At 59.2% G+C, this 24,130-nt stretch carries 21 protein-coding genes and 1 pseudogene; 10 read left to right on the top strand and 12 right to left on the bottom strand.

Translation table 11 applies throughout. From position 1 onward, the window contains the following. The first annotated feature begins 21 nt into the window (after positions 1–21). Positions 22–1,110: a glycoside hydrolase family 172 protein gene (locus tag BLT69_RS08910; RefSeq protein ID WP_083314545.1), complete on the top strand. Its 1,089-nt coding sequence runs from the start codon at positions 22–24 to the stop codon at positions 1,108–1,110. 512 nt (positions 1,111–1,622) lie between these two features. Here the strand turns inward: BLT69_RS08910 and BLT69_RS10855 are convergent. Further along, complete coding sequence (locus BLT69_RS10855; RefSeq protein WP_141757415.1) at positions 1,623–2,084, bottom strand: hypothetical protein; 462 nt, start codon at positions 2,082–2,084, stop codon at positions 1,623–1,625. Between the two features lie 223 nt (positions 2,085–2,307). Continuing rightward, the gene (locus BLT69_RS08905) at positions 2,308–3,357 is read right to left on the bottom strand and encodes a zinc-binding dehydrogenase (protein WP_092648844.1); all 1,050 of its coding nucleotides are present in this window, start codon (positions 3,355–3,357) and stop codon (positions 2,308–2,310) included. A gap of 156 nt (positions 3,358–3,513) precedes the next feature. Here BLT69_RS08905 and BLT69_RS11260 point away from each other — a divergent pair. The 3 genes and pseudogenes from BLT69_RS11260 to BLT69_RS11200 all read left to right on the top strand — a co-directional run. After that, positions 3,514–3,720 (top strand): annotated as a pseudogene (locus BLT69_RS11260) (NAD(P)H-dependent oxidoreductase); the annotation flags it as partial. Positions 3,721–3,762: 42 nt separating this feature from the next. Further along, positions 3,763–4,176, top strand: coding sequence for a sterol carrier family protein (locus BLT69_RS08895; RefSeq protein ID WP_070727965.1), 414 nt, complete (start codon positions 3,763–3,765; stop codon positions 4,174–4,176). A 12-nt stretch (positions 4,177–4,188) separates the two neighbouring features. Continuing rightward, positions 4,189–6,573 (top strand): AAA family ATPase, encoded by a 2,385-nt coding sequence (locus BLT69_RS11200; protein WP_070727740.1) that lies wholly within the window; start codon positions 4,189–4,191, stop codon positions 6,571–6,573. On the opposite strand, the gene BLT69_RS08885 is transcribed toward BLT69_RS11200, so the two are convergent. Then, positions 6,562–8,265 (bottom strand): phosphoenolpyruvate--protein phosphotransferase, encoded by a 1,704-nt coding sequence (locus BLT69_RS08885; protein WP_092648843.1) that lies wholly within the window; start codon positions 8,263–8,265, stop codon positions 6,562–6,564. The genes BLT69_RS11200 and BLT69_RS08885 overlap by 12 nt on opposite strands. Before the next feature lie 71 nt (positions 8,266–8,336). Then, positions 8,337–8,585, bottom strand: coding sequence for a DUF4235 domain-containing protein (locus BLT69_RS08880; RefSeq protein WP_070727732.1), 249 nt, complete (start codon positions 8,583–8,585; stop codon positions 8,337–8,339). 214 nt (positions 8,586–8,799) lie between these two features. On the opposite strand from BLT69_RS08880, the gene BLT69_RS08875 reads away from it, so the two are divergent. Then, positions 8,800–10,269 (top strand): type 2 periplasmic-binding domain-containing protein, encoded by a 1,470-nt coding sequence (locus tag BLT69_RS08875; RefSeq protein WP_092648842.1) that lies wholly within the window; start codon positions 8,800–8,802, stop codon positions 10,267–10,269. Positions 10,270–11,137: 868 nt separating this feature from the next. Here BLT69_RS08875 and BLT69_RS10850 read toward each other — a convergent pair. Together BLT69_RS10850 and BLT69_RS08870 are read right to left on the bottom strand one after the other, a co-directional pair. Continuing rightward, positions 11,138–11,293 carry a hypothetical protein gene (locus BLT69_RS10850; protein ID WP_157843524.1) on the bottom strand — a complete coding sequence of 52 codons (156 nt, stop codon included), beginning with the start codon at positions 11,291–11,293 and terminating at the stop codon, positions 11,138–11,140. 245 nt (positions 11,294–11,538) lie between these two features. Further along, a complete protein-coding gene (locus tag BLT69_RS08870) occupies positions 11,539–12,864 on the bottom strand; it encodes a DUF4921 family protein (protein WP_070727727.1) in 1,326 nt (441 codons plus the stop codon). A 225-nt stretch (positions 12,865–13,089) separates the two neighbouring features. On the opposite strand from BLT69_RS08870, the gene BLT69_RS08865 reads away from it, so the two are divergent. Further along, a complete protein-coding gene (locus BLT69_RS08865) occupies positions 13,090–14,298 on the top strand; it encodes an oxidoreductase (protein WP_070727724.1) in 1,209 nt (402 codons plus the stop codon). Here the strand turns inward: BLT69_RS08865 and BLT69_RS08860 are convergent. Beyond that, the gene (locus BLT69_RS08860) at positions 14,295–14,711 is read right to left on the bottom strand and encodes an ACT domain-containing protein (RefSeq protein ID WP_070727963.1); all 417 of its coding nucleotides are present in this window, start codon (positions 14,709–14,711) and stop codon (positions 14,295–14,297) included. The genes BLT69_RS08865 and BLT69_RS08860 overlap by 4 nt on opposite strands. 323 nt (positions 14,712–15,034) lie before the next feature. On the opposite strand from BLT69_RS08860, the gene BLT69_RS08855 reads away from it, so the two are divergent. Further along, the gene (locus BLT69_RS08855) at positions 15,035–15,493 is read left to right on the top strand and encodes an Hsp20/alpha crystallin family protein (protein ID WP_070727721.1); all 459 of its coding nucleotides are present in this window, start codon (positions 15,035–15,037) and stop codon (positions 15,491–15,493) included. Between the two features lie 171 nt (positions 15,494–15,664). Here the strand turns inward: BLT69_RS08855 and BLT69_RS08850 are convergent, their stop codons facing one another. The 4 genes from BLT69_RS08850 to BLT69_RS08835 all read right to left on the bottom strand — a co-directional run bounded on the left by BLT69_RS08850 (position 15,665) and on the right by BLT69_RS08835 (position 21,318). Next, positions 15,665–16,468: an LmeA family phospholipid-binding protein gene (locus BLT69_RS08850; protein ID WP_070727718.1), complete on the bottom strand. Its 804-nt coding sequence runs from the start codon at positions 16,466–16,468 to the stop codon at positions 15,665–15,667. After that, complete coding sequence (locus BLT69_RS08845; protein WP_070727714.1) at positions 16,465–17,343, bottom strand: aldo/keto reductase; 879 nt, start codon at positions 17,341–17,343, stop codon at positions 16,465–16,467. The genes BLT69_RS08850 and BLT69_RS08845 overlap by 4 nt, the downstream gene beginning before the upstream one ends. A gap of 85 nt (positions 17,344–17,428) precedes the next feature. Continuing rightward, positions 17,429–19,492 carry an ABC transporter ATP-binding protein gene (locus BLT69_RS08840; protein ID WP_070727712.1) on the bottom strand — a complete coding sequence of 688 codons (2,064 nt, stop codon included), beginning with the start codon at positions 19,490–19,492 and terminating at the stop codon, positions 17,429–17,431. After that, positions 19,489–21,318: an ABC transporter ATP-binding protein gene (locus BLT69_RS08835; protein WP_070727708.1), complete on the bottom strand. Its 1,830-nt coding sequence runs from the start codon at positions 21,316–21,318 to the stop codon at positions 19,489–19,491. The genes BLT69_RS08840 and BLT69_RS08835 overlap by 4 nt, the downstream gene beginning before the upstream one ends. Positions 21,319–21,460: 142 nt before the next feature. On the opposite strand from BLT69_RS08835, the gene BLT69_RS08830 reads away from it, so the two are divergent. Further along, on the top strand, positions 21,461–22,222 hold the full coding sequence (locus tag BLT69_RS08830) for a hypothetical protein (RefSeq protein ID WP_157886391.1): 762 nt from the start codon (positions 21,461–21,463) through the stop codon (positions 22,220–22,222). Positions 22,223–22,252: 30 nt separating this feature from the next. Here BLT69_RS08830 and BLT69_RS08825 read toward each other — a convergent pair whose 3' ends face one another. After that, positions 22,253–22,723 (bottom strand): RNA-binding S4 domain-containing protein, encoded by a 471-nt coding sequence (locus BLT69_RS08825; RefSeq protein WP_070727699.1) that lies wholly within the window; start codon positions 22,721–22,723, stop codon positions 22,253–22,255. Between the two features lie 238 nt (positions 22,724–22,961). Between BLT69_RS08825 and BLT69_RS08820 the strand changes: the two genes are divergently transcribed. Both BLT69_RS08820 and BLT69_RS08815 read left to right on the top strand, forming a co-directional pair. Beyond that, the gene (locus BLT69_RS08820) at positions 22,962–23,438 is read left to right on the top strand and encodes a ribose-5-phosphate isomerase (protein WP_058237894.1); all 477 of its coding nucleotides are present in this window, start codon (positions 22,962–22,964) and stop codon (positions 23,436–23,438) included. 29 nt (positions 23,439–23,467) lie between these two features. Next, positions 23,468–23,992 carry an NUDIX hydrolase gene (locus BLT69_RS08815; RefSeq protein ID WP_092648841.1) on the top strand — a complete coding sequence of 175 codons (525 nt, stop codon included), beginning with the start codon at positions 23,468–23,470 and terminating at the stop codon, positions 23,990–23,992. The last annotated feature ends 138 nt before the right edge of the window (positions 23,993–24,130 follow it).

The raw sequence follows: 24,130 nt of genomic DNA, 5'->3' as shown, positions 1-24,130 counted from the left end.
ATTAGTCACTTGAAAACTAATATGAATTTCCCTGATTATGCGAGGAATCTCCCCGTCCTTTCACGTTCTATAACGGCAGAAAACCCGTGCGGTTCGCCTGGAAACGGAGGAAGATCCTCCTCGAAGCTAGGAGTTGGCAGGAAGGGTAGGCCTTGCATATCTATCCCTCCAGGAGAAACAGTCAAGATTGTGGATATTAAGGGACCCGGTCAGATTCGTCACCTGTGGTTCACTATGCCAGCGAGAACTAAGTCTGAGCCATTCGTTCTGAGAAATATCCGGATAAGAATAACGTGGGATTCGGCGGAAAACCCAGCTATAGACGTTCCAATTGGAGACTTCTTTGGATGTGGATTCGGCGAGGTGGTTAACTATTCTTCCTCAGTTATGGTCGCAGCGCCAACTGGGGGGCTTAACTGCTATCTCCAAATGCCATTTAGAGAAAGAGCTGTAGTTGAAATAGTTAGTGACCACTCTGAAGTGGTCGAAGGATTCTTCTATCAGGTTGATTATTCGCTTGAGGAATCATTTCCCGATGATCTGTGTTATTTGCACTCACAATGGCGACGCACTAATGGCACTAACCAGCTCGGACAAGATCATGTCGTTCTCGACACGCAGGGATCGGGAGCTTACGTTGGTAGCTTCATTTTTCTGAGCCAACTAGAGAGATTTTGGTACGGCGAAGGAGAGCTCAAGTTTTATATTGATGATGACCAAGATTTTGCCACAATTGTCGGAACTGGCTTGGAAGACTATGTCGGTGGCGCTTGGGGTTTTCGTGACCAGTGGGATGGGTATGAAGATCCAAAACCAGTGGCTTATTGTTCTCTGTACTTGGGGTATCATCAGCAGATTAGTCGTGATAACAGCCGAGTTTCACCTTATGCCAAAGATCTGCCACCAGGACATGGGATGTATAGATGGCATCTTTTGGATCCTGTGAGATTTTCTCGAAGGCTTAAAGTTACTCTCCAACAAATCGGGGATCGTGGTGATTATCTTTTTGAGCGTCGTGATGATGTCACTACCGTTGCCTTTTGGTACCAAACTGATCCAAGCGGCGACGATTGGGTCTTGCCTGAAAAAGAGCAACGGCGCCCACGGTAGATGTTTGGTGTTTGCGGCGGTTTGAATGGAAGTTCCTTTGGCTGCTCAACTTCAAGAATAAGATTGAGTTGAAGTTGAGCAGCCATCCGGATTTTCCAATTATCTTATAACGTGCGTCAGGTTCCTCTATTTGTTTTCGTCTAGTGAAAATGGACGTTCGAGATACGCGGTATAGAGAGAGTTTCTTCTTAAAGGGACCGGGGTCTTGGCGACTCTTGTTTTGTTCTGTTGAGTACAGTTCCAATATTCTTTCGCTGAGATTGATGTTGTTACTATTTAAGTGGCGTCACATCGCTGTTATTTTGCGAGTAATCTCGAAGTTGGAGATACTAAGGGAGCTGCTCGATATTGAACGTGTTCTAGGGGTCCCACTGCTACTCTCCCCATTGGCTCGATCGACGATAGGACAGCGTTGAACGAGCGCTACGCTTGCTGTTGAGTGACATTTCAACGTGAAACTGTCGAGGTGCGAACCGTTCTATAGGGCTATAGTTGCTTTCGTGCTGAGGTTTTTAGGACGAAATGTCTTTTGATTCAAGGGCATGGAGAGACTGAGCATTGGCGAGTGAAAAGGACTGCGAGTAGGCACGACAAGAACAGGTATCGACGATCAATTTCGCGCATAACTGCGGGTGCGAACGTTCGTGCATTGCTGGTTGGTATTGGCGGCAGATGAAAGAATATCTCTCATGATGTTGCCAGTGGCGACGATTATCGGTTCTGTTTCCGATGATTCGCTGAACCGGCGTCTTGCACACGCCATCACGCTGTGCTTCAATCCACATCCAATTTGAAAGGTCAAAAGGTGGCAAAAGACGGCCGCCGCTTGTGTAGGATCTTAATCCTTGCCCGGCGTTGTTCCCTGATTTGACTTGGAATCCCGCAACCTGCAGAGCGCTTCGGATACGTGCACGCTCATTCTTGCGAGCGGCTATGTACATCGCCTTTGCTTGTTGAAAATCCACGTCATCCATCTCGAATTCCCCCGCTATCTATTGTGAAGGAGCAGGGCGATCAGCGCATACAACTCGCGCTTACTGATCCCAAATGTGGGCGTCAGTTCGTAGAACTGACGCCCACCCGAGGTTAAGCAGTTCCAGCGACTCACTACGTTTGGGCGTTCGTGATGTGACGGCCTAACTTCTCAGCGATGCGTTCCTTCACACAGCATGCCGCCGAGGCGGGATCATTGGGGAACTATTTCCACGGATCGACGAGGATTCGAATCGGGTTGCCCTCCTTCGATTCCATCATTTCAATACCGCGTTCGATCTCAGACAATGGGACCACACCAGAGATCGATTGCGACAGGTCAAGACGCCCGTCCTTCAACAGCTCTGCCAACAGGTAAATGTCGACAGGTTTGTAGCCCAGGTGGCCGAACGCCTGCTTGCGCTGCAAACCGAAAGACAAGATGGGGCCAGCGTCAATTTCCTGACCTGACAGGCCAACGAGGACAGCTCGCCCATTGAAATCCAACGAGGCAATGGCCTGCTTGAACGTGGACTGCAAACCAACGGCGTCGAACGCGACATCGATTTTTCGCCCGCCCGTCGCTTCCGTAATCTTCTCCATCAAGTCCGGATCATCTGACCGGAACGTATAGTCAGCACCCAACTCCTTCGCACGTTCCAAGACCGCGTCGTTAATGTCAATCCCGATGACCGGGATAGCGCCGGCGAGCTTGGCGAGTTGAACGATATGCGTTCCCACGCCGCCCAGGCCCCACACCGCAACCGCATTGCCGATCGACACCCGCCCTGTGCGCTTGACCGCGCTAAAAGGTGTAGCAACAGCGTCAGCCAGGATCGCTGCCTGATCCATCGGGACACCCTCGGGAACTCGCGTGAGGCCAGCAGCGGGAGTGATGGTGTACTGCGCCCAGGCGCCGTCATAGGCGAACGCCATCAGCTCAAGATTCTGGCAGGCTCCTTCGTTGCCGCGGCGACATTCACGGCACTCGCCGCACGACCTGCCGGACACGGGAATAACTTTGTCGCCCACTTTCCACCCGGTGACACCTTCGCCCAGCTCTGCGATTTCACCCGAGCATTCATGGCCCTGCGTCACCACGTCAACTTGTGGTGGAAAGTTTCCGTCGATCAGTGACAGGTCAGAGTGGCAGATGCCGCAGTAGGCAACTTTAATGAGGACCTCGCCTGGTCCGGGGGAGGGGATCGGGATGTCTTCAACCTTCATGGTCTTGCTGTCGGCGTAGAAGCGCTGGGCGCGCATTGTTCCGTCCATGTTGATACCTTTCTGGTTGTTTTCAGCTCAGCGACGAGGCGACGGTGCAATCAGGTATGCATCCTTGCTTTCATGCCCCTGCGTCTCAACTGTGAAACTCGCTGTGCAGGTTCATTTTAGCGCCGTCTAGGTAGAAAGTCCTATGTTGAGAGAGCAGACGCCGTACTGATCGTGACCCCGGAGTACAACCGATCCATTCCCGGAGCTCTCAGGAACGCCCTCGACTGGATGTCGCGACTCTACGGATCAAACCCCTGGGGAACAAGCCCACCATCATTGCCGGAGCCAGAGAATCGCCCTACGGCACAGCGATGGCACAAAAAGACCTGCGCTCACAGCTCGCATACTTCAACGCATACCTGATGACACGGCCTGAGCTGTATATCAGCGCCTAGAATGGTCGCCATGACGCCTCGACGAAAAATCGACTTCGATGCCGGCATGGATGCACTGCGCACGTGGCGCGAACAGGGCGATGACACCCCGCGCCGTCAGCAGATGACGGCAGTGCGTTTCTGTCTGGAGGAGCTCGAGCAGCGTCACCCCGGTCGCGCGGTCGAAGTGCGCGTCCCTCCTGCCGGAGCCGTCCAGATTCTGAAAGGTACCACTCACCGTCGAGGTACCCCACCTGCCGTTGTCGAAATGTCGATGCCCACGTGGCTGCGCCTCGCAACCGGCGACCTGTCGTGGGACGAGGGGGACGCCGCCGGCCTGATCCAGGCATCCGGCCAGCGAACAGATCTCGCCGCGCTGTTGCCGCTGTTCGATGGCCGCGACCTTGCCGTACACTCGCAGTCCGCAGATGCCGGTGGGCTGTGAGACCATGACCCTGTGAGCACCCCACCCATCGAGATCACCGACGAATTCCGTCGGGCACTCGACATGCTGGAAGCCGGCAGGTCCCTGTTCCTGACCGGCAACGCCGGCACGGGCAAATCCACCCTGATCCGCTACTTCATGGCCTCAACTGAGCGTAAAGTCGTGGTCGCCGCGCCCACCGGAGTGGCAGCGCTCAACGTCGACGGCTACACCCTGCACCGCCTGTTCTCATTCACCCCGCATACCACGATCGACGACGTGCGAAACGGCACGTATAAGCCTTCGCGGTTCTCGCGCACGCTGGCCTCAATCGACACACTCATCATTGATGAAGCGTCGATGGTGCGAGCCGACCTGTTAGACAAGGTGTGCCTCGCCCTCGAAAAATACGGGCCACACCCTGGGGAGCCTCTTGGAGGAGTCCAACTGGTCCTGGTCGGAGACCTCTACCAGCTGCCGCCCGTGGTCAACACGGGAGAAGAAGACTACTTCGCGTCCGCTTTTGGCACCCCGTATTTCTTCTCTGCCAGCGCGTACAGTGCCGAGCGGTTCCCGACCGTCAACCTGACGAAGGTTTTTCGCCAGCTCGGTGATTCTCAGATGACGCAGATGCTCAACGCGATCAGGTCGGGGCGCATGACACGCTCGATCACCAGCGTCCTGAACAGCAAGGTCAACCACGATTTCACGCCACCAGAGGACGAGTTTTGGCTCACGCTCGCCACGACAAACCGGATCGTCGGTGCGCGCAACCGGCGACACCTTGATGATTTGCCGACACCGCTCATCCAGTGCCACGGAGCGCAATCAGGCAACCTCGACAAGTTCGAGCCGCCGACTGACCCCGTGCTGTCATTCAAAGTTGGCGCCCAGGTCATGATGCTGACCAACGACCCGGCTGACAGGTGGGTGAACGGCTCGCTCGGGCGCGTCGTCGGGATCGACGGGATCGGAGGAGCCGACGGGATCGACCAGGCCGCGTCCGACCCCATCACTGCAGGTACCGTGCCCGATACTGCCCCTACGGTGCCCGGCCGCGTTCCCACTTTCGACCCCACCGCCGCGACCGCCGCGACTGACTCGATCGAATGCAGTGTCGATGACGACATCGAAGTGCTCGTTGAACTGCGCGACGGCTCGACAGTCAGCGTTGAACCACACGCATGGGAGATCACCCACCCCACCGTCGAAGGTGGAGTCCTGCGCCACAGCGTCGTCGGCTCCTTCACGCAGATGCCGTTCAAACTGGCGTGGGCCATCACGATCCACAAATCTCAGGGCCAAACCCTCGACCGTGCCGTCATCGACCTGTCGGGAGGCACATTCGCCGCCGGCCAACTCTACGTAGCGCTGTCACGGTGCCGCAGCCTCGACGGCCTCGTGCTGACACGCCCCATCTACCCGCGCGACGTGAAAATCGATCACCGCATCCGCTCATTCCTGGCTGACACAACCGGCCTGCCCACTGGCCGTCGCGCATACTGCGGCGCGCTCACCTGCGGTCACGGCGACGGGTTCATACGCCCCCTCGAAATCGCCTTCACATTTGACGAGGGTGCCCCACTCACCTCACTGATCAACCCGACGCGTGACATCGGAGATGCCGCAGCGACCTATGACATTCGTGCCGCTGACCTGCAGGTAGCGCCGCGCCTGGCTGATATATGGCCAGCCGTTGAAGAACGCATTTCCGGCCACACCCTCGTCGCACAGGCACACGACGACATGCTGCGAATCTGGGATGATGAGCTCAAACGTACCGGCATCGTCGCACCCCTCGAATCAGTGCTCACTGTTCAGGTGCCACAAAGCACAGCAAGCGCGCTCACACGGGCCGAAAAGCTGCGCGACGCAGCACATGCAGCAGATGCGAGTCTGCCCGAACGCGCACCGGCATACACGCCGGTCGACGAGCCTCGAGCCGCATGGCTCCTGCCGCGCTCACCGCGACAAATCGTGCCCTACGGGGATCCGGTGAAAGTGGCCGCACTGATCGAAGAACGTGTCGCTGGGCTTACGCTCGGTGACAGCGCCGCGCAGCTCATTGACGATTTTTGCAGGCGGTACGCAGTGGCGATCAACTACCGCACTCGGGGCGAGCAGACCACGTGGGCGCAGTTCATTGAGGAACACAGCGGTGATGCGGCTATACCCGTGCGTGTGTGCTTCACCGGCACGGCTGTGTGTGACGGTGAGGTGTGGTCGCGCGAGCAGATGGAAAACCTCGCACACACCTGCGGCCTGGCTGTCGCGCCCAATGTGTCAAAGACGCGATGCGACGTTCTGATCGCTGCGGACGTGACCAGCATGTCCGGCAAAGCCAGGAACGCCGCAAAGTGGGGCAAACCCGTCTACTCGGCCGACGAGTTCATTTCCTGGGCGCGCTCAGTGAGCTGATGCGAGCGGGGGGAGTTGGGTACGGGCAAAATGACGCGCCTCTCCTGGGCTGGTTGCCTCACGGATGGCTACGGAAGCTGCCTGGCACTGCTCGAGTGTCACTGACGCCAGACGAGCACCCACCGGTGGGATAGCCGGGCATGCCATCGACAGCGACTGCACACCCATGCCGACCAAGACACACGCAAGCAAGGGGTCAGCAGCAGCCTCACCACACACGCATACATCTGTGCCGGTCTCGCGGCACACCTTCGCAGTGTGGGCAATGAGGCGCAGCACCGACGGCTGCCACGGGTCGGTGTACTCGGCCAGGTGGGGCGACATTCTGTCAGCAGCCATCACATACTGCGTCAGATCATTCGTCCCGATCGACACGAAATCCACCAGTGGCGCAAACTTGTCAATCATGATGGCAACGGAGGGAACCTCCACCATGATGCCGGCTTTCAGGCCGCGATCATGGACAAGGCCGGCAAACCACTGGGTTTCCGCAACTGTGGAAATCATCGGTGCCATCACGAGCACATGCTCATGCCCAACAGAAGAAGCTGCCAATCTAATCGCGTCGAGTTGGCGGGGCAGAAATTCCTGGTTGTGGCCAGTGGTGCGGATACCGCGCACACCCAGAGCCGGGTTTGCTTCCTCCAGCAGCGGGGCGAATGGGACAGGCTTATCGGAGCCGGAATCCAACGTGCGCACCACAACCTTTGATTCAGGGAACTCCTGCATCACCTTCCCGTACAGCACAGCCTGATCGTCCACGCTGGGTTCGACCTGAGTGTTGAGGAAGTACAACTCTGTGCGGAACAGGCCGATACCTTCCGCATCGCCAGAGTGTGCCGCCAACCTCGTCGTCACATCGTCCTGCACATTTGCCAACAGTTCAACACGCACATCGTCGCGCGTGCGTCCCGGCCCGTGCCAGGCACGGATCGCCGCCAGGCGTTCAGCTTCATGAGCAACTGCGTCGTGAGCGTCACAGTGACGGGCGCCCGTCGTAATTGTTCCGGTATGCGCATCGACAAGGACATGGACACCCTCGGCAATTTGCCCAATGGTGCGGGCCGCCACGATGCACGGGATGCCGAGCTGGCGAGCAATGATCGACGTGTGCGAGGTCGGGCCGCCGAACTCTGTGACGATCGCGGAATACATCGAGGGGTCAAGCCCTGCGGTATCAGCAGGAGAGAGATCATCAGCCAGTAACACTACCGGGTGATCAGTGCGCGGAATACCCGGCTCCGGCTCCCCGCGCAGCTCAGCGATGACGCGGTCACGCACATCGCGCAAGTCGGTAGTGCGTTCGCCCATAATGCCACCGGCGCGTTCAAAGGAATCAATCAGTTTCGCGGTAGCACGTACCACTGCCTGAACAGCGGGAACGCCTGCCTCGATGTACCTGACCGTCTCCTTGCGCCATGATTTGTCGGTCGCCATTGACGCGGTGACGGCAAGAACCTCGGCCGCGCTGCCTTCAGAGTGCTCGGCACGCTCAAACAGGCGCTGCGCCACCACGTCAGTTGCCGTCATGTACGCGTCGATTGCGCCTGGCCGCTGATCAGGCGTCAGCTCCGCCTCGTCCTGCGCGGGCAGCGTCGGGCGCCTGGCCCACGCCGAGGGCGCCCACGCCACACCAGAGACAACCGGAGTGCCGTAGTGAACGCACGGCGACCCCTCATGAAACTCACTCACTGAAAACTCCGATCACCATGCGGGACTACGCATTATTCACCATTCGTCGTGCCCACACATCGTCGTGGTGATCAGTCGTCAATCTGACCAGGTCCGTACCACTTCTTCGCACCCTTGATGGCGTAACGCTGAATGACCGACACGCACACCGCTGACAGGGCTGCGAACGCCAGAAGCTGCACAATCTGGACATTGTCATCGTCTTCGCGTGGAATCGGCTTGCCGGTGACAAGCTTCCAACCGCCTTCGACCAGCTTGTTCGCCACCATTGCCGACAGAGCCATTGACCCGGCGCTTGCAATCTTCCACCCGATATCCATAGTGTTCTCCGTTTCCTCAACGTGTTGTCAAAAAGGCGAACAACGCAGCGCCAGCTCAACGCGTGGCGGCGTGGCTCTGATGTAATCATGCCCCATTTGCGTGCGCGGCGCGTGATAAAAAGAATATCGCGTTCGCAAAATACGCTCTGGATGCGCCGCAACCGCCCGCGCACAGGCGACAATGGAACCAGAAACGACAAGGGAGGCTGCCGCGATGAACACTGCGCCACAAGGACGCTTCAGCACAGCGCGCCGACACCCATCCGCGCGCCGACCCATGTATCTAGGCGCGGCAGCGTGCGTGAGTGTCGCCCTTGCACTGAGCGCTTGCACCGCCTCAGTCGATCCAACCGCGGTGACCGACCCGTTCGCGTCGAGCCAGTCAGTCGGGTTGGCCGATGGCGCGTCCCCCTCGTCAATGTCGGGCGCAGCAGGCGATACCAGCCAGTCCGCTGATTCGCTGCGCCAGTCGTGGCCCGAGGGTGCCCCTGGACCTGACGAAGGCCCTGCCGTCACGCGCGGAACGGGAACCGTGCGCATCGGCGTGGTGGCAGATAGCAAGGTTTCGCTGCCCCCGCGTCTACTTGAGGAATTCACCGAACGCAGCGGCTTCAAGGCCGAAATTCTCCCCATCAGCCGCAGTGGTGAAGCTGGCAGCCTGTTGTCCGCTATTGACGAGGGGACCCCCGACGTGCTGATGGGACTGGATCCGGCCGACCTGGCCGATCTGGGACTGAAAGATGCAACGGTCTATGGCCGTGATGATGTGTGCGCCGCGGTCGACCGACTGTTTATTGAGGCTAATCGCGGGAAAGCTGCCGCCTCCTTTGATGAGCTGATTGATGACGCGCATGCCGTGCTGTTTACTGTTCCCGGCCCGGTGACCTCTGCTGCCGGCAGAGCATTCATGCTGGCAACGGCGAGCGTGAAGGGTGACAAAGCTCCGACCTGGTGGAAGGACGCCGCAAAGCGTGGCGTGAGAATCGACAAGGGGAGCGGCGCAACCTCCTCGTGGAGCGCGCTTGACCACGGGGCACCTGTGAGCGCGGACACCCAGGGGGCGAGTGGCCAGCGCGCAACTGGAGACAGCGCCACGGGCGATGGTGCGGCGGAAGACAGCTCGGCGGGAACTCAAAGCGCGCGCGGCCAGGCGGCCGGGTCTCAAGGTGAGCAACCGGCCTCGTCTCAAAGCAACCCAGCAGCCTCGTCGCGAAGCAACCAAGCAGCCTCGTCGACAGCAGCGCCGTCCTACTATTCCGTGGTCGCCGCCTCTGACTTGGCGCATGCGCCGCTGCTGCTCAACACCGGCGTTGAATCATATGGTGCGCTGATCGGTGGGACTTGCGTGAAGCGCTCCGTGTTCGTCGCGTCCTGGCCGGGTGACGAAGCTACGACCGGGGCTCAAGCTACTGCGGACACCGTTCCCACCGCCAGCTCCCTGCCTACTGCCGGGGCGCAGGCGTGGATCGACTTCGTGCAAGGCGCAATGGCACAGCGCATTATGGCGCTTGACGCTGTTGCCTGGCCGGCCGCATGGCCGGGTGACCAGGCGGCCGCTCTGGCAAGCGACAGCGTATTGAGTTGGGTGGCAGCTCCCGTAGATAGCGCGTTGGAACTGAGTGAGGAGCAGTGGTCAGCCTCATCAACCCTCCAACCAAAATGGGCGGGTGCTTTTGATTCCTGACGGCTCCAGCTCGGGGGCTTTCGGTTCCCTGTAGCTTTCAGCGCTTGGCGGCTTTCCCGGCATTGCAATATCGGTGCGGTGCGCGGCCACGGTGCCGATCCGCCCCGAAATGCGTTATGTCGTCAATCGGTCGGCGCTTGTCGCGGCCGGTTGATTCTTGCCTCAGTCGGTTATTCTTGCTTGGCCGGTTGCGTCGTGGTCCTGTCACGGGGTCGAGCAGTGATCGGATCATGGCCTGTGTGCTGCACAAACCCCTAAATCTTAGGCTCCATCGTGCACAAACCCCTAGATCTAAAGCGCTGTGGTGCACAAGCCCCTAGATCTAAGGCGCTGAGATGCACAAGCCCCTAGATCAACAGCGGGCGGGGCCACCCTCGAAAAATAGGATGCCCTGTGACCTGCATGTTCACAAACGCGGTGAAATGTGCGGGCGTTAGATCTAGGGGATTGTGCAAAAAGGAGTGAGAATCTAGGGGAATGTGCACCCGTGGAGGTTAGATCTAGGGGAATGTGCACTCGCGAGGGGTAAATCCAGGGCATCGTGCGCGCAGGCACGCAGATACCAGGAAGCACTGCCTGCCGGAGAGCTGAAAATGGGGGCGCGAGGCGAGCGAGTCGACAGATCTGAGAGAGTGTCTTGCGCGGGAAAACCGAAACGGGGGCGCGAGGCGAGCAGATGGCGTGGTGCGGTCAGTTTGCGGATCGTGAGTGCGAGAGGGAACGTGAGTGGGGGAGGGGACGTGAGCGGGTGGAGGAGATACGAGAGATGGGGTGATAGTGACAGAAGGTGCCCCTGCTGCTTCGAAAAACAGCAGGGGCACCGGGGTTACGAATAGCTCAGTCGCTGATCACTCGCAGAGCGATGGGGTCAGCTCTGGGTCGTGGTGTCCGTAGTTACCTCTGACTGGCCCGGCACTGACATGTCGCCGCCGTCTGACGCACCGCCACCTGAGCAGCCCGCGACTGCAAGACCTGCAATGGCCAAAACAGCTCCGATTCGTGCGATCTGTGAACGTGAAGCCATGATGTTTCATCTCCTTCGGTGGGATGATTACCGGATCACCCCTGATCGGAATAACGTTCTCCACACAGTAGCTGGCATCAAATCCATACTCAAGAGTTTTCAGGTAATTCTCAGATTAATGGGGGAATATGCCCAAATTGCGAGACACCAGCGGCACACTGCTCGAGGGTGAGGCGCACGGCGCTGTGCTCTGCTGCCCAGGAATTGTGGAGTGGAAGGTCGGACCGCGTCGCGCGGACAGAACGTCACCCCTCGCCGTGCAGCAGGCTCGGATCAGCCGAACATTCATCACCGATCTTCATCGGTGCAATCGTGCCCTTTCCGCGCTCTTCGAGCAGGCGCTTCACAACGCGTTCGCGCACAGTCCACGGGTCGATCGTGTTGAGGTAGATGCGAGTGCCGCCCTCGAACCCGGCCAATGTGGAGATTCTCCACTTGAGCAAAATCCTCCACCGCATCGGCGTCGACACCCCGGGCGGTCGGTGATACCACTCCTCGTTACATGGCACGTCGACCCCGGTGGCCACGTGCGCAGCATGCAGCAAGTCAGAAACTCCGCGAACCTGCTCATCGGAGGCGTGCCATGGGTTGACCGGCTCGCCCAGCGGCCAGATCGCAATGGTGGGGTAGCGGTGACCAAAACCGGCCAGCGCAATGGCGTGCTCATTCTGCGCAATCAGCAGGCGTCGCGTGACACCGACCGAGAAAATGTCGTCGTATAGATCCGGCTGCGCTCGCAGGCGGGAAAGCTCTGCCTCAGTCTGAACCGCGTGAGAGTCAATTGCGACCAGCTGTTTATGCAGGTGATCGAAACTCGCGCCGGCCGGTTTAAGCCAGTTCTGGAACGCTGCCACGTACTTGACAGCAGGATCCAACCCGTACAGGTCAGCCATCGCGCGGGTAGTGAATGCCGTGTACTGATAGTGCTCCTCCGGGGTGAGGGTGCCAGACCCCGCCAGCTGCGTATTATCCGTCGCGCCATCAACATAGTGTCGGCGCGCAACGATCACGTCGTGACCACCGGAGAAAAACCCGTTCGCCTGTTGGAGCTTTTCTGAATCGGACAGAGCATCGAAGTCCTCCTCGGACATGCCGCCCGCCATCATCCGCGCGCGCACAACCCGCATCACGTGGTCATAGCCAGTCGAGGAAGCCAGGTATTCAGCCATTCGACGGTGCTCAGCTTCAGATGGAACGTGACCGTGGTTGAGGTGCCAGTAGTTGTAGGACACGATTTCGAAGAGGTTTGGGATGCGGCGGAACTCAGCGACAGTCGACGTCAGCTCATCGGCTGGCAGTGCTTCGAGCTGTTTCCAGTTGCCGTCCTCGTCGCGAATCAGACGAGCCTTTTCGGGTGGAGTCTCCAGATAGCGCTGCTCACAGAAGGCGCAGTATTTGCCGTGCTGATCTGGGTCGAGCTGCTCGGGCGTCTCAACTGGCACGGATAAAGGGCGGTGTCCCCGGCCGGGAACGGTCCACACTTCAGTGCCGGACAGCAGGTTCGTCTGTTTGACGGTGCCATCAGCTAGCCGCACAATGGCCCGGTCGTGGGTCTCTTGCTCCTTCGCCATACCTCCTAGCGTAGTCGCACTCGCCCTCATCTGACGGGCCCGGCACAGGCTCGGCAGCAATTTCCTGTTCTCTTGCGGCGTATGTTCGCCCTCTCATCAGGGGTAACGAGGCAGACGCCGCTTCGTGGCGGCAGCTCCCCCGATTCTATGTATGCGCTCAGTGAATTCAGTGGTGCACTGCTGTCGGGCTATCGTGAGGACGCCGAACATCGGTAGGGTGGACGCATGGCTCGTGTGCGTTTGTTTGAACCGATTGAAGTGGGAGCGCGCCGCATTGCACACCGCGTGTGGATGCCTCCGATGTGTCAATACTCCGCCCTCCCGTCAGGCCCCACAATGGGGCAGCCGACCGACTGGCATGTGGTGCATTATGGTGCGAGGGCGCTCGGCGGTGCAGCAGCCGTCATTGTCGAGGCGACCGGGGTCGTGCCAGAGGGGCGTATCTCCCCGTACTGCCTGAGCCTGCATTCTGACGAGCAAATCCCGGCCTTTGCGCGCGTAGCTGACGCGATCCACGCTGGCGGTTCGACTGCCCTGATCCAACTCAGCCACGCCGGACGTAAGGCGTCAGATCCGGTGGATTGGGCGGTGGAACATTCTCGCCGCTGGGCACGCCAGGCAGGGCGTGACCTTCCGATCTCGGATCAACGCGACCATGAACTTGAGTGGCAAACCGTTGCCCCGTCGGCCGTGGCGTTCAATGAGCGGTTGGGGACGCCTCGTGAGTTAACAGGTGAGGAAATTGACGGCCTGATCCGCGCGTTTGGTGACGCGGCAGAGCGGGCCATGCGCGCAGGTTTCGACGGCGTGCAGATCCACGGCGCTCACGGCTACCTGATTCACGAGTTTCTCTCACCATTTTCCAACACACGCACTGACAAGTGGGGCGGTGACTTCGAGGGCCGCACGCGTTTCCTGCGCCGCATAGCACAGGAAATCCGTTCACGTATTGGCGACGAGGTCGTCCTGGGCGTGCGCCTGTCGGGCACTGACTGGACGAAGGAATACCCCGAGGATGGTCGCGACGGCTGGACACTGGAAGAAACAGTACGTCTTGCCCGTGAACTGGCACGCCCCGGCACTGAGTTCAGTGCTCACGAAGGCGCTCGCGGTGTCGACATGATCAATATGTCGACCGGAGGGAACGTGCCGGATGCCCGTATCCACGGTGGCGTGGGATATCAGGTGTTCGCCGCGGAGGCTGTCCGCACAGGCCTGCATGATGCAGGAATTACCGATGTGCCGGTGTCAGCCGCGGGCCTTATTACGGGAGCTGAACAGGCGGAACAGATTTTGGTGGACGGTCGCGCCGACATGATCGAAGTGGGGCGCCCGCTTCTGACTGATCCGATGCTGCCGCACGTATGGGCGGTGCGTCTTCGCTCCGAGATGGCGTGGCCAGATCCGTATCTGCGTGGCACCGCGCGGTACTAGGCCTGGGCTGGTGGCAGCCAGCCTCGTGCCTGACGTGCCAGATTGTCGAGGATGGATGCCGCTTCCGTTGCTCGATCCACGTGAACAAAAAGGTGGTCGTGGTAGTAGCCGGCGATCACGTTGCAGCTGATGGATCGCGATGCGAGTGTCTGGGTGATGGTGGCGGTCATGCCCACTGAATCCAGTGCGGAATGCACGCCCAACGTGATCAGAGCATAGCGTTCGTCCATCGGCAGGCCAGCTTCGCGCGCATCGTCTTCAGCGACGACAACGGTGATGCCTTCTTCTTCCTGGATTGTTGCGAAAGGCTGGAGCCCCTCAGGAATGGAGTGAACTGACGCAAAGACGTAGACACCCTGTGGGGTGGCGTCAAGCGCTGCAAGAACTGAATCAAGATCTTTTAATCCGGACATGTCTTCGACGATACCGATCGCGTCGTCTGTTTGCGAGGGTGTCTCACAATGAAGACCTGCGAGTTGAAGGGACTTCTGTTGGGGGGACATTGGCCTGCAATTCGGTGATCGTCACAGTGAGTCATCGACAAGTGCAGCTACTTTTGAAAGTTGAGTCTAGGTGTGTCAACTTTCAGCCTTGAGTGAAAGAGACTCAACTTTGCTTGCGGAGCCATCCTCGTCGATGCAGACTAGAACCATCAAGCGAATAGAGGCTCTGGAAAGAGCCACCAAGGTGCGGTCACGAGGGGGCCGAGAGCCTTGGACAAGTGAAGGAGATTGTTATGGTGACTCGTTTTGATCCCATGCGTGACATGGACCGTATTTTCAACTCAGTGATGCGTGAGGCTCCGGCCAACCCCGGCATGCCGCTGGATTTGTACCGCAGCGGCGATGAGTTCATCGCGAAGATGGATCTGCCCGGTGTTGACCCCTCCACGATCGACATTGACGTGGAAGAGCGCACGCTGACCATCAGCGCTGAGCGTAAGGCGGAGACAGCCAAAGATATTCAGTGGCTCTCCCACGAGCGCCCATCCGGTGCGTTTGCCCGTCAGCTGACACTGGGCAACGGAGTGGCTCTGGACGGAATTTCCGCTTCGTACCGTGACGGTGTTCTGACGCTGACCATTCCGGTCGCAGAAGCTGCCAAACCGCGCAAGATCGCTGTTGCGGTGGAGGACAGTGCTCATGACGAAGCGCAGACCATCGAAGCTGACGCGCGCGACTCCGACGAAAACTGAAGTCGGCCTCTGCGCGAGGAGCCGAGGCACTGAGGCCAGAAGGCTGCGGTACTCACGCTCTGCTTTGCCGGGATCCGCATAGATCCGGCGACTAGCGCGGTACAGAACCACCCGCTTGCTGGGATCTGAAATAAGTCCGGCAGGCGGGTGGTTTCTTATGCGGTTTTGCAATTATCGGAAGAGCGTTTCCAGATCGATATCAGCGCCGGTCAGCGTTGCGGTGATCTGGCCGCTGTCCGAGGTCTGCAGTGACGAAATCATGAGCCCGGATGGCAGCGGATCCAGTGGAACGCGCAGATCGTCCAGATTGAATTCCGTCAGCAGGTCATCCAGCGGAAGATTGAGCGCTCCGGCCTGAATGGTGGTGGGCGTGATCACCAGGGATCGACCGTTGTCACCGATCGCCAGTGTTGCCATCGCCGTGACCTGCTGGCCCAGGATTTCCATGCCGAGGCTCACGCCTTCATCGGTGACGCTGACAGTAGCGGGCATTGAGATGTACTGAGGCAGCTGATCATCCAGAACCTGCTGCAACGAATCCTGATTGACCCGCCCGGTGCCTTCAACCGACTGCGCGTGATAGGGCGAGGACGTCCCGACATTGTGCACGCTGATGTCGATATCGTTCAGCCGTAACTGGCTCCCGGACACATCCACGTCCCATCCGGGCACATGCACATCCAGCGTCGAAATCGCCCCACCCAGAACCTGCGTGAGGAACGGGATGTCAACAACTGACACGTCAACGCCATCCTCGCCGTCAGCAGCGCCCCCCTCGTCGGTGGTTCCCTGAGAGGTAGTGACCGCGCCAGGCGCGCTTTCAACCTTGGACGCGAGGTCACTTTCGACGCGGTGTGCCAGGTAGCGGTCTGCACCCACCAGGGCGGCGGCGAGCACGACGATCACCACAAGCTTGATCCACAGGCCTGTGTGCGAACGTGACTTTTCCGGCGCGTAGGGAGGTGGCGCGCTCACAGACGATCCATCACGTCAGGATGAGCACCCGTGCGGCCTTCTTCCCCTTCGTCGAGGGCGGCCACCGCAGCCATCTGCTGATCGGTCAGCTCAATATCAAAGAGCATCATGTTGGCACGCTGTCGCTCCGGTGTCACGGACTTCGGGAAAATGACATCGCCGCGCTGCAAAGCCCAGCGAAGAGCCACCTGAGCAGCTGACACGTCGCGCTCCGCCTGCTCACTGACCTCGCGCGCGATTTCACTGAGGCGGTCATCAGATGCTGCCCGGCCACGCGCCAGCGGCGACCACGCTTCAGTGATGATCGAATGCTTGTCATCGAAGTCATGCACCTCCTGGTTGAGCAGGTAGGGGTGTGACTCGATCTGGTTGACCATCGGGACGACACTGGACTGCTCCAGCAGTATCTCCAGGTGGTGCGGCTCAAAGTTGGACACGCCAATGGCGCGGGCTCGGCCGTCTTCGTAGAACTCCTCGAGCACCTTCCACGTGGTGACAAAGTCGCCGCCGTAGAGCGTGGGCAGTGGCCAGTGGATCAGGAACAGGTCCACATAATCGGTGCGCAGATCCTTCAGTGACTGCGTGAAGGCGGCGCGCGCCACATCAGGCTCATGGTTGGGGTTGTCCAGCTTGGTCGTGATGAACAATTCTTCACGCGCAACGCCTGACTGTGCCCAGGCCTGCCCGACTTCGGCCTCATTGTGGTACATCTGTGCCGTATCGAGATGGCGGTACCCCAGGGCAAGCGCGTTGGACACTGCTTCGACGACATGCTCAGTGATCTTGTAGGTTCCAAAACCCAGCTGAGGAATCGTGGCTCCTGTGGCCAGGGAAAGCGTGGGGATCTGTGGAATGTCTGCCGATGCGGTCGCCATGATGGCTGGCTCCTCTCATGATCTGTCAACATGCTCGGGCACGTGCTCCACTTCAGCTTACGTGCCCAAGCGTCCATTCATGAGCCTATGCGATATCGTCCTCGTCCGTCACTGCTGGGCCCGCAAACTGAGCCTGGTAGAGGCGGGCATACGCGCCGCCGCGTTCCAGCAGTTCGGCGTGGCGACCGGTTTCCACCACGTCGCCGTCTTCCATCACCAAAATGAGGTCCGCATCGCGAATCGTTGACAGGCGGTGCGCAATGACAAACGAGGTGCGATCCTGGCTGATTTGATCCATCGCCTTTTGTACCAGTGCCTCGGTGCGCGTATCAACCGAGGATGTTGCCTCATCGAGGATCATCAGGTCCGGGTGCGCGATGAATGCGCGGGCAATTGTCAAAAGCTGGCGCTCACCGGCCGAAATCTGGTCGTCCTGGTCGGCAACCTTCGTGTCATACCCATTGGGAAGTTGCGTAATGAGGCGATGCGCCGCCGTCTCCTTCGCGGCTTGCCTGACGTCCTCAGGTGTGGAGCCCTCACGCCCAAACGCGATGTTCTTCTCAATCGTGCCTTCGAACAGCCATGTATCCTGCAGCACCATCCCCATATGGGAGCGCAGAACATCCTTGTTGATCGTCGAAATATCCACGCCGTCGATCCGAATCGCACCGGAGTCCAGCTCGTAGAAGCGCATGAGCAGGTTCACCAGCGTGGTCTTTCCGGCACCCGTTGGCCCGATGATCGCGACAGTTTGGCCAGGCTGTACCTCCACCGACAGATCCTTGATAACGGGCTTATCTGGCGAATAGCCGAAGCGCACGTGGTCAAAGACGATGTGCCCGCGCACGTGCTCATTTTCTGCCGTGCTTGCCTGACCGCCCCAGGATGTCTGGCTGCTGGCAGCTTCTGGCGTTTCGTCAGTGCCCTCCACATGGGCCAGCGCGAACGAGGACGCCCCGTTATCCGGCTCCATCTCAGGTGCATCGAGGAACTCAAAGACGCGTTCAGCCGAAGCGATACCGGACTGCAGGGAGTTCGCCATCGACGCCAACTGGCCCAGAGGCTGCGAGAACTGACGCGAATACTGGATGAAGGCCTGAACCTGGCCCAACGTCATTCCACCGTTGGCGACCATCAGCCCGCCACCCACGGCGACCACCACGTACGACCCGTTGGACAGTAACCCCATCAACGGCATCATCAGGTTGGAGATGAACTGCGCCTTGAACGATGAGTGATACAGCCGCGTATTGGCGTCGTTGAATTCGTCGGTGAAACGCTCTTCCAACCCGTACAGCGCAACGACCTCGTGCCCCGTCATCGCTTCCTCCACGACGCCGGAAACCTCGCCGGTCGCATTCCACTGCTCAACGAACTGCGGCTGCGCCTTCTTCATCAGGTAGACGGCGATCGCTGCACCGAAGGGAATGATCACCATCGCCAACAACGTGAGCTTCCACGACATCGACACCATCATGGCGACAATGCCAACGACGGTGAGGACTGACTGGAAGAACTGGGAGAGCGTCTGGTTCATGACCTGCGTGACGTTGTCGACGTCGTTGGAGACGCGAGAGATCAGATCACCGCGCGAATGCTGATCGAGGTAGCTCAGCGGCAGCCGTTCGATCTTGCGCTGAATCTCATCGCGCATCCGCCACCCGGCGTTCTGAACGGCAATGCGCAGCAGAATCTCACCGACCAGCCCCACCAACGCTGAGGCGGCGTAGATTGCGCACACCGTCAGCAGGACCTTGCCCAACTGGCTCATGTCGATTCCCTGGCCGGGCACGACGTCCATCGCAGAAAGCATGTCAGCGAAACGATCATGACCCGAGGCGCGCATCGCCTCGATTGCCGCTTCTTTCGAGGGCGCGTCCGCCATCATCTTCCCGATGACGCCGTTAAAGATAATGTCTGTGCCGCGGCCGAGAATCTTCGGTGCAATCACTGACAGAACCACCGATGTTGCAGATGCCAGCAAGGTGATGAAAATGATGAATGCATCGGGTCGCAGTGACTTGATCAGGCGTTTCAACGAGCCGGAGAAGTTCTTCGACTTGCCTCCAGGTGCGACCCCGCGGTTGCCGCGAGGACGGTTGGACTGCCCGCCGCGGCGCCGGCGCTGTGGCTGAGAATCAGTGCTCATGCTGCCTCCTCCTCGCTGAGCTGTGAGGCAACAATTTCCTGATACGTCGTACAGCTCTTCATCAGGTCCTCATGCGTGCCGCGACCGGCGATGTGACCATCTTCCAGCACGATGATCGTGTCGGCATGCCGAATCGATGCAACGCGCTGCGCCACCACCACGATCGCTGCGTTGCCGGTGTGATCAGATAAACCTGCCCGCAGGCGCGCATCTGTGGCGTAGTCCAGCGCGGAAAAAGAATCGTCAAAGATATACAGGTCGGCATCGCGGTACAGGGCACGCGCAATCGACAGGCGCTGGCGCTGACCGCCGGAGAAGTTCGACCCGCCCGGATCGACGTCATAATTCACACCGCCATCAAGCTTGGAGACGAACTCCGTGGCCTGAGCGCCCTCGAGTGCGCGCTCCACCCTGGAAAGCTGCTCGTCTGTCAGGTTGTCGGTTCGTGTCACGTCCAACAAACCGGACACTGTCTGCGCAATGGTGCCGGAAAACAGGTACGCATGCTGCGGCACCATCGCGATGTGCTGGCGTAGCTGAGCCAGGTCTATGTCGCGCGCATCGACGCCGTTGACTCGGACGGTTCCGTCTGTAGGATCCATCAGGCGCGGCAACAGGTTCACCAGTGTGGTCTTGCCTGAAGCAGTTGAGCCGATGATTGCGGTTGTCGTTCCTGGTTTCAGAGTGATCGAGATGTCATTCAGGACTGGTGAGAGTGCCCCGTCGTAATGCACGCTGACGTGGTCAAGACTGAACACCCATTGGCCCGGGTCAGGCGCGGTGTTGTGGTGAGAATCCTCGGATGCGGCGGCGTCGCCCTCGTCATTGTGTGTCTGCATGTTCGAGGGGGACTGGGGATCCGCGGGCGTGACAACTGTGGGAGCTGAGTCAAGAACCTCGGTGACACGGTGTGCGGCGACGCCGGCACGAGGCACCATCACGAACATCATGGCGGCCATCATGACGGCCATGAAGATCATGCCGAGGTAATTGATGAAGGCGAAGAGCGCACCGATCTGCATGTTGCCGCTGTCGATCAGGGATCCGCCGAACCACACCACTGCAACCGATGAGATCGAAATGATCAGCGTCACCGAGGGGAACATGATCGAAAAGAGGATACCGATGCGCAGGTAGACTGACCGTACAGACGCGTTGACCGAGTCGTAGCGCTCGCGGATAAACGGCTGACGCACGAATGCGCGGATGACGCGGATGCCGGTGAGCTCTTCGCGCAGGACGGTGTTCATCGTGTCGATGCGTTTTTGCAGGCGGGCGAACTGCGGTGCGAGGAACGCCATGATGACGCCGACAACGACTGCGAGAATGGGGACGACGACCAGGAGCAATAGTGAGAGGCGTTGGTTTTGGCGCAGCGCCATCAGGACTCCACCGATGCCGTTAATGGGTGCCTGAACCATGATAAGGAAGGTCATCAGGGTGACCATCTGGATTTGCTGCACATCGTTGGTGGAACGCGTGATCAGGGAAGGGGCGCCGAAGTCATGCATGTTCTGAGCGGAGAAGGACTGCACATGAGTGAAGAGCCGGTGACGTGCCCAGGCACCCAGACCCATCGCAGTACGGGCGCTGAAATAGACGGCAAACGCAGTGGTGATCACCTGGACGAGAGTTATCCCCATCATGATTGCGCCGAGTTCCCAGATCAGGTCAGTGTCACCTTGTGCGACGCCTTCATCGATGATGCGGGCGTTGAGGTTCGGCAGATTCAGTGCGGCTATGGTTGCGATTACCTGCAGCACGATAATGCCGATCACTTCAAGAAGGCGTGTACGCAGATAGCGCCAAACAAAACGAAAAAGCACGCGTTTTCCATTCCATCGAAGTGCGTGACGTTTTCACGCACTCACACATGGTAAGAGACGCTGTGTCGTCATGCTCGCTATGGCGTTTTTGCGCTGTTGCGTGACCGATGGACATTTCAGGTTAATCGAGTAAACTTCCGACGTGCCCATGTTTACGTCATACAGAACACCTGCGTTTTCACCTGATGAGCTTATTGCAGGTTTTTGGTTGGTTCTCGCCTATGTTCATGCCGGGAAAGTGGCTGAATATGTTGCGAATAATGGTGAGCCGACTGAAGCTGTTCTTCTGACTGAGGGTGGTACGCCTCACACCTGGCACGAAATCGACGATATTGTTGAGCCTGTTATCCGTCATCATGGGCTGGAGCACCCGGACGAACTTGCGGAGAAGATCGCACAAAACATCGTTCGCACTGTGTGGTGGGTCACACAGACGAATGACAAGGTGTCTGGTGAGGCCTCTCAGGCGTCGATCTCTGTGGCTGATTTTGACCGCGCCCGCTCGGCTCTGCTGGAAGCCTGGAACGTAGGATCGATCGCCGGAATGGCGCTGTGGCCGCCGACTGCCCGCACTGTCGCCACGCGTGTTGGCGACGGCAGATGGAACACAGCTCTGTCCCGTCTGGGTATTGCGACGTATTCAGGCAGGCGGGTAGGAGCCACGCGCTTCAGTGATGAGGACATCATGAAGGCGTTGCAGAAATTCAACGACGAACTGCACGAAGAATCCGGTGAGGAATCCTCCAGCTCGCAGGTGTCAGATCGTCTGACCTACCAGAACTACTGCGAATGGGCCTCTGAACAGCGGGCTGCAGGCGAGCGGATCGTGTCAGGCGCGACGATTCGCCAGCGCTATCGGTCGTGGAAAAAGGCGCTGCATAAGGCCTTCGAGCAGGAGGGCTGAGCGCGGTGCGCTGAGCTGAGCGAGGGGCAGCTAACGCCAGCGGATCGAGGAGTCACGTCCGCGCAGGCGATCAAGTTCGCGACGCTCTTTCTTGGTGGGACGACCTGTGCCCTTTTCGCGCCGAGCCACCGGAATTGAGAGGCGCGGGCGTGGAAGCGACAAGTCAACGTAGCACTGCCGCGCTATTGGAGCGCCCATCCGTTTAGCCAGGAGGTGACGCACCTCCAACACGCGATCGAATCCTTCGACGCGCAGGCGCACCTCATCGCCGACTCTGACTTTCTGCGCGGCTTTCGCTGCCTCCCCGTTGACTTTCACGTGACCGGCGCGGGCGGCAGCCGTCGCAGCCGAACGTGATTTCACCTGCCGAGTCGCCCACAACCACGTATCGACCCGCACGAAGGACTGGTCGCTGAGTGCGCCCGCAGGGATCGGCACTTCCGCGTCAGCAGCGTGAGCGCTCTCAACCGGAAAACCGTATTCAGCATCGTGGTTGCTCATAGACAGATCCTAGAGCGTGAAGAGCCGCTCTACCCTGCGCACCCCGGGCGGGTGGCGGACGGCGTGACCAACCAGCACGGCTGCATCCTGTGCGAACGCGCACCCCGGACGGGTGGCGGACGACGCACACAGGTGCGAACCGATTGGGATCCCGCCGATGCGATGGCTACGATTGGAACAGGTCACTGTACAGACCTCACGTCAGCAACGCCGCTTCACCATGATGAAAGGACTCGACATGAGCACTCCTCGTATCGTCCACATTGCTACAGATCACGCGGGGCTCGATGCGTCGCATGCGATTCAGGAACACCTGCGGGAGCGCGGATTCGAGGTTCACGACCATGGCCCTCAGTCCTACGATCCGCAAGACGACTACCCCGCTTTCTGCATTCACGCCGCGCAGGCCGTTGTCGCGGACCGGCAGGCAGGAAAAGACGCCCTCGGCATCGTGCTGGGTGGGTCCGGAAACGGTGAACAGATCGCCGCCAACAAGGTCGATGGTGTGCGAGCCGCCCTCGTCTGGAACGAATCGACCGCGCTGCTGGCCCGCCAGCACAACGATGCGAATGTTGTCGCGCTCGGAGCCCGTCAACACCCTGAGGAGGAAATGATTCACCTGATCGACCTCTTCCTCGACGAGCCTTTCTCCAACGAGGAGCGCCACGTCCGCCGTATCGGTCAGATCAGCCAGTTCGAGGCAGAGCGGGGTTAGCCTGCGTCACGAGCGACTAGGGTAGATGCATGGCAACTCCTCCTTTCGTCCTTGAATTACGCTCCAAAATCGGACACGCACCGCTGTGGATACCAGGGTGCACGGCAGTCGTATTGCGTCCCGCTGCGTCTTCCTCATTGGCGAGGGTGACCGGCGCGAACGCTGACCTGGCTGATGTTGAAGTGCTGATGGTCAAGCGTGCTGACAACGGCAAGTGGACGCCCGTGACGGGAATCGTGGATCCAGGCGAGGAACCGGCTGCTGCAGCTGAACGTGAAATTCGTGAAGAAGCCGGTGTTGAAGCGGTTGCGCAGCGCCTCTTGTCGGTGGAGGTCGTGGGGCCTGTGACCTACCCGAATGGTGATGTGTCGAGTTATCTGGACTGCTCATTCGTGTGTGAATGGAAGCAGGGCGAGCCGTGGCCTGCCGACGGCGAGAACATAGAAGCGGCGTTTTTCCCAGCCAATGACCTGCCTCCTACTAATGAGCGCTTCCGAACTGCAATTAAGCGGGCACTGTCAGGTGAAGACGGGTCGGCGGTGTTCAATCGGTAGTACTCCATAGGCCCAAAGTGTGCAGCTTCTAACCGTTCGTAGATAGGACAGTGTGAGACACAACCACTTCCGCTCGAGGCGTGCAGATTCACCGTGCGTGCCGGTTATGGGGGATTAGTGGAGAGATTGGGGATTAGT

The organism is Schaalia radingae (assembly GCF_900106055.1).
Taxonomy (GTDB): Bacteria; Actinomycetota; Actinomycetes; order Actinomycetales; family Actinomycetaceae; genus Pauljensenia; species Pauljensenia radingae_A.
This window is presented reverse-complemented; position numbering and strand designations above follow the sequence as displayed.

Excerpts from the sequence above, each read along its gene's own strand:
- BLT69_RS08860 (WP_070727963.1), bottom strand. The coding sequence starts at position 14,711 with ATGTCCGGATTAAAAGATCTTGATTCAGTTCTTGCAGCGCTTGACGCC.
- BLT69_RS10855 (WP_141757415.1), bottom strand. The coding sequence starts at position 2,084 with ATGGATGACGTGGATTTTCAACAAGCAAAGGCGATGTACATAGCCGCT.
- BLT69_RS08840 (WP_070727712.1), bottom strand. The coding sequence starts at position 19,492 with ATGAGCACTGATTCTCAGCCACAGCGCCGGCGCCGCGGCGGGCAGTCC.
- BLT69_RS08865 (WP_070727724.1), top strand. The coding sequence starts at position 13,090 with ATGGCTCGTGTGCGTTTGTTTGAACCGATTGAAGTGGGAGCGCGCCGC.
- BLT69_RS08905 (WP_092648844.1), bottom strand. The coding sequence starts at position 3,357 with ATGGACGGAACAATGCGCGCCCAGCGCTTCTACGCCGACAGCAAGACC.
- BLT69_RS08815 (WP_092648841.1), top strand. The coding sequence starts at position 23,468 with ATGGCAACTCCTCCTTTCGTCCTTGAATTACGCTCCAAAATCGGACAC.
- BLT69_RS08820 (WP_058237894.1), top strand. The coding sequence starts at position 22,962 with ATGAGCACTCCTCGTATCGTCCACATTGCTACAGATCACGCGGGGCTC.
- BLT69_RS08895 (WP_070727965.1), top strand. The coding sequence starts at position 3,763 with ATGACGCCTCGACGAAAAATCGACTTCGATGCCGGCATGGATGCACTG.
- BLT69_RS08845 (WP_070727714.1), bottom strand. The coding sequence starts at position 17,343 with ATGGCGACCGCATCGGCAGACATTCCACAGATCCCCACGCTTTCCCTG.
- BLT69_RS08880 (WP_070727732.1), bottom strand. The coding sequence starts at position 8,585 with ATGGATATCGGGTGGAAGATTGCAAGCGCCGGGTCAATGGCTCTGTCG.
- BLT69_RS08855 (WP_070727721.1), top strand. The coding sequence starts at position 15,035 with ATGGTGACTCGTTTTGATCCCATGCGTGACATGGACCGTATTTTCAAC.
- BLT69_RS08875 (WP_092648842.1), top strand. The coding sequence starts at position 8,800 with ATGAACACTGCGCCACAAGGACGCTTCAGCACAGCGCGCCGACACCCA.
- BLT69_RS08910 (WP_083314545.1), top strand. The coding sequence starts at position 22 with ATGAATTTCCCTGATTATGCGAGGAATCTCCCCGTCCTTTCACGTTCT.
- BLT69_RS08870 (WP_070727727.1), bottom strand. The coding sequence starts at position 12,864 with ATGGCGAAGGAGCAAGAGACCCACGACCGGGCCATTGTGCGGCTAGCT.
- BLT69_RS08825 (WP_070727699.1), bottom strand. The coding sequence starts at position 22,723 with ATGAGCAACCACGATGCTGAATACGGTTTTCCGGTTGAGAGCGCTCAC.
- BLT69_RS10850 (WP_157843524.1), bottom strand. The coding sequence starts at position 11,293 with ATGGCTTCACGTTCACAGATCGCACGAATCGGAGCTGTTTTGGCCATT.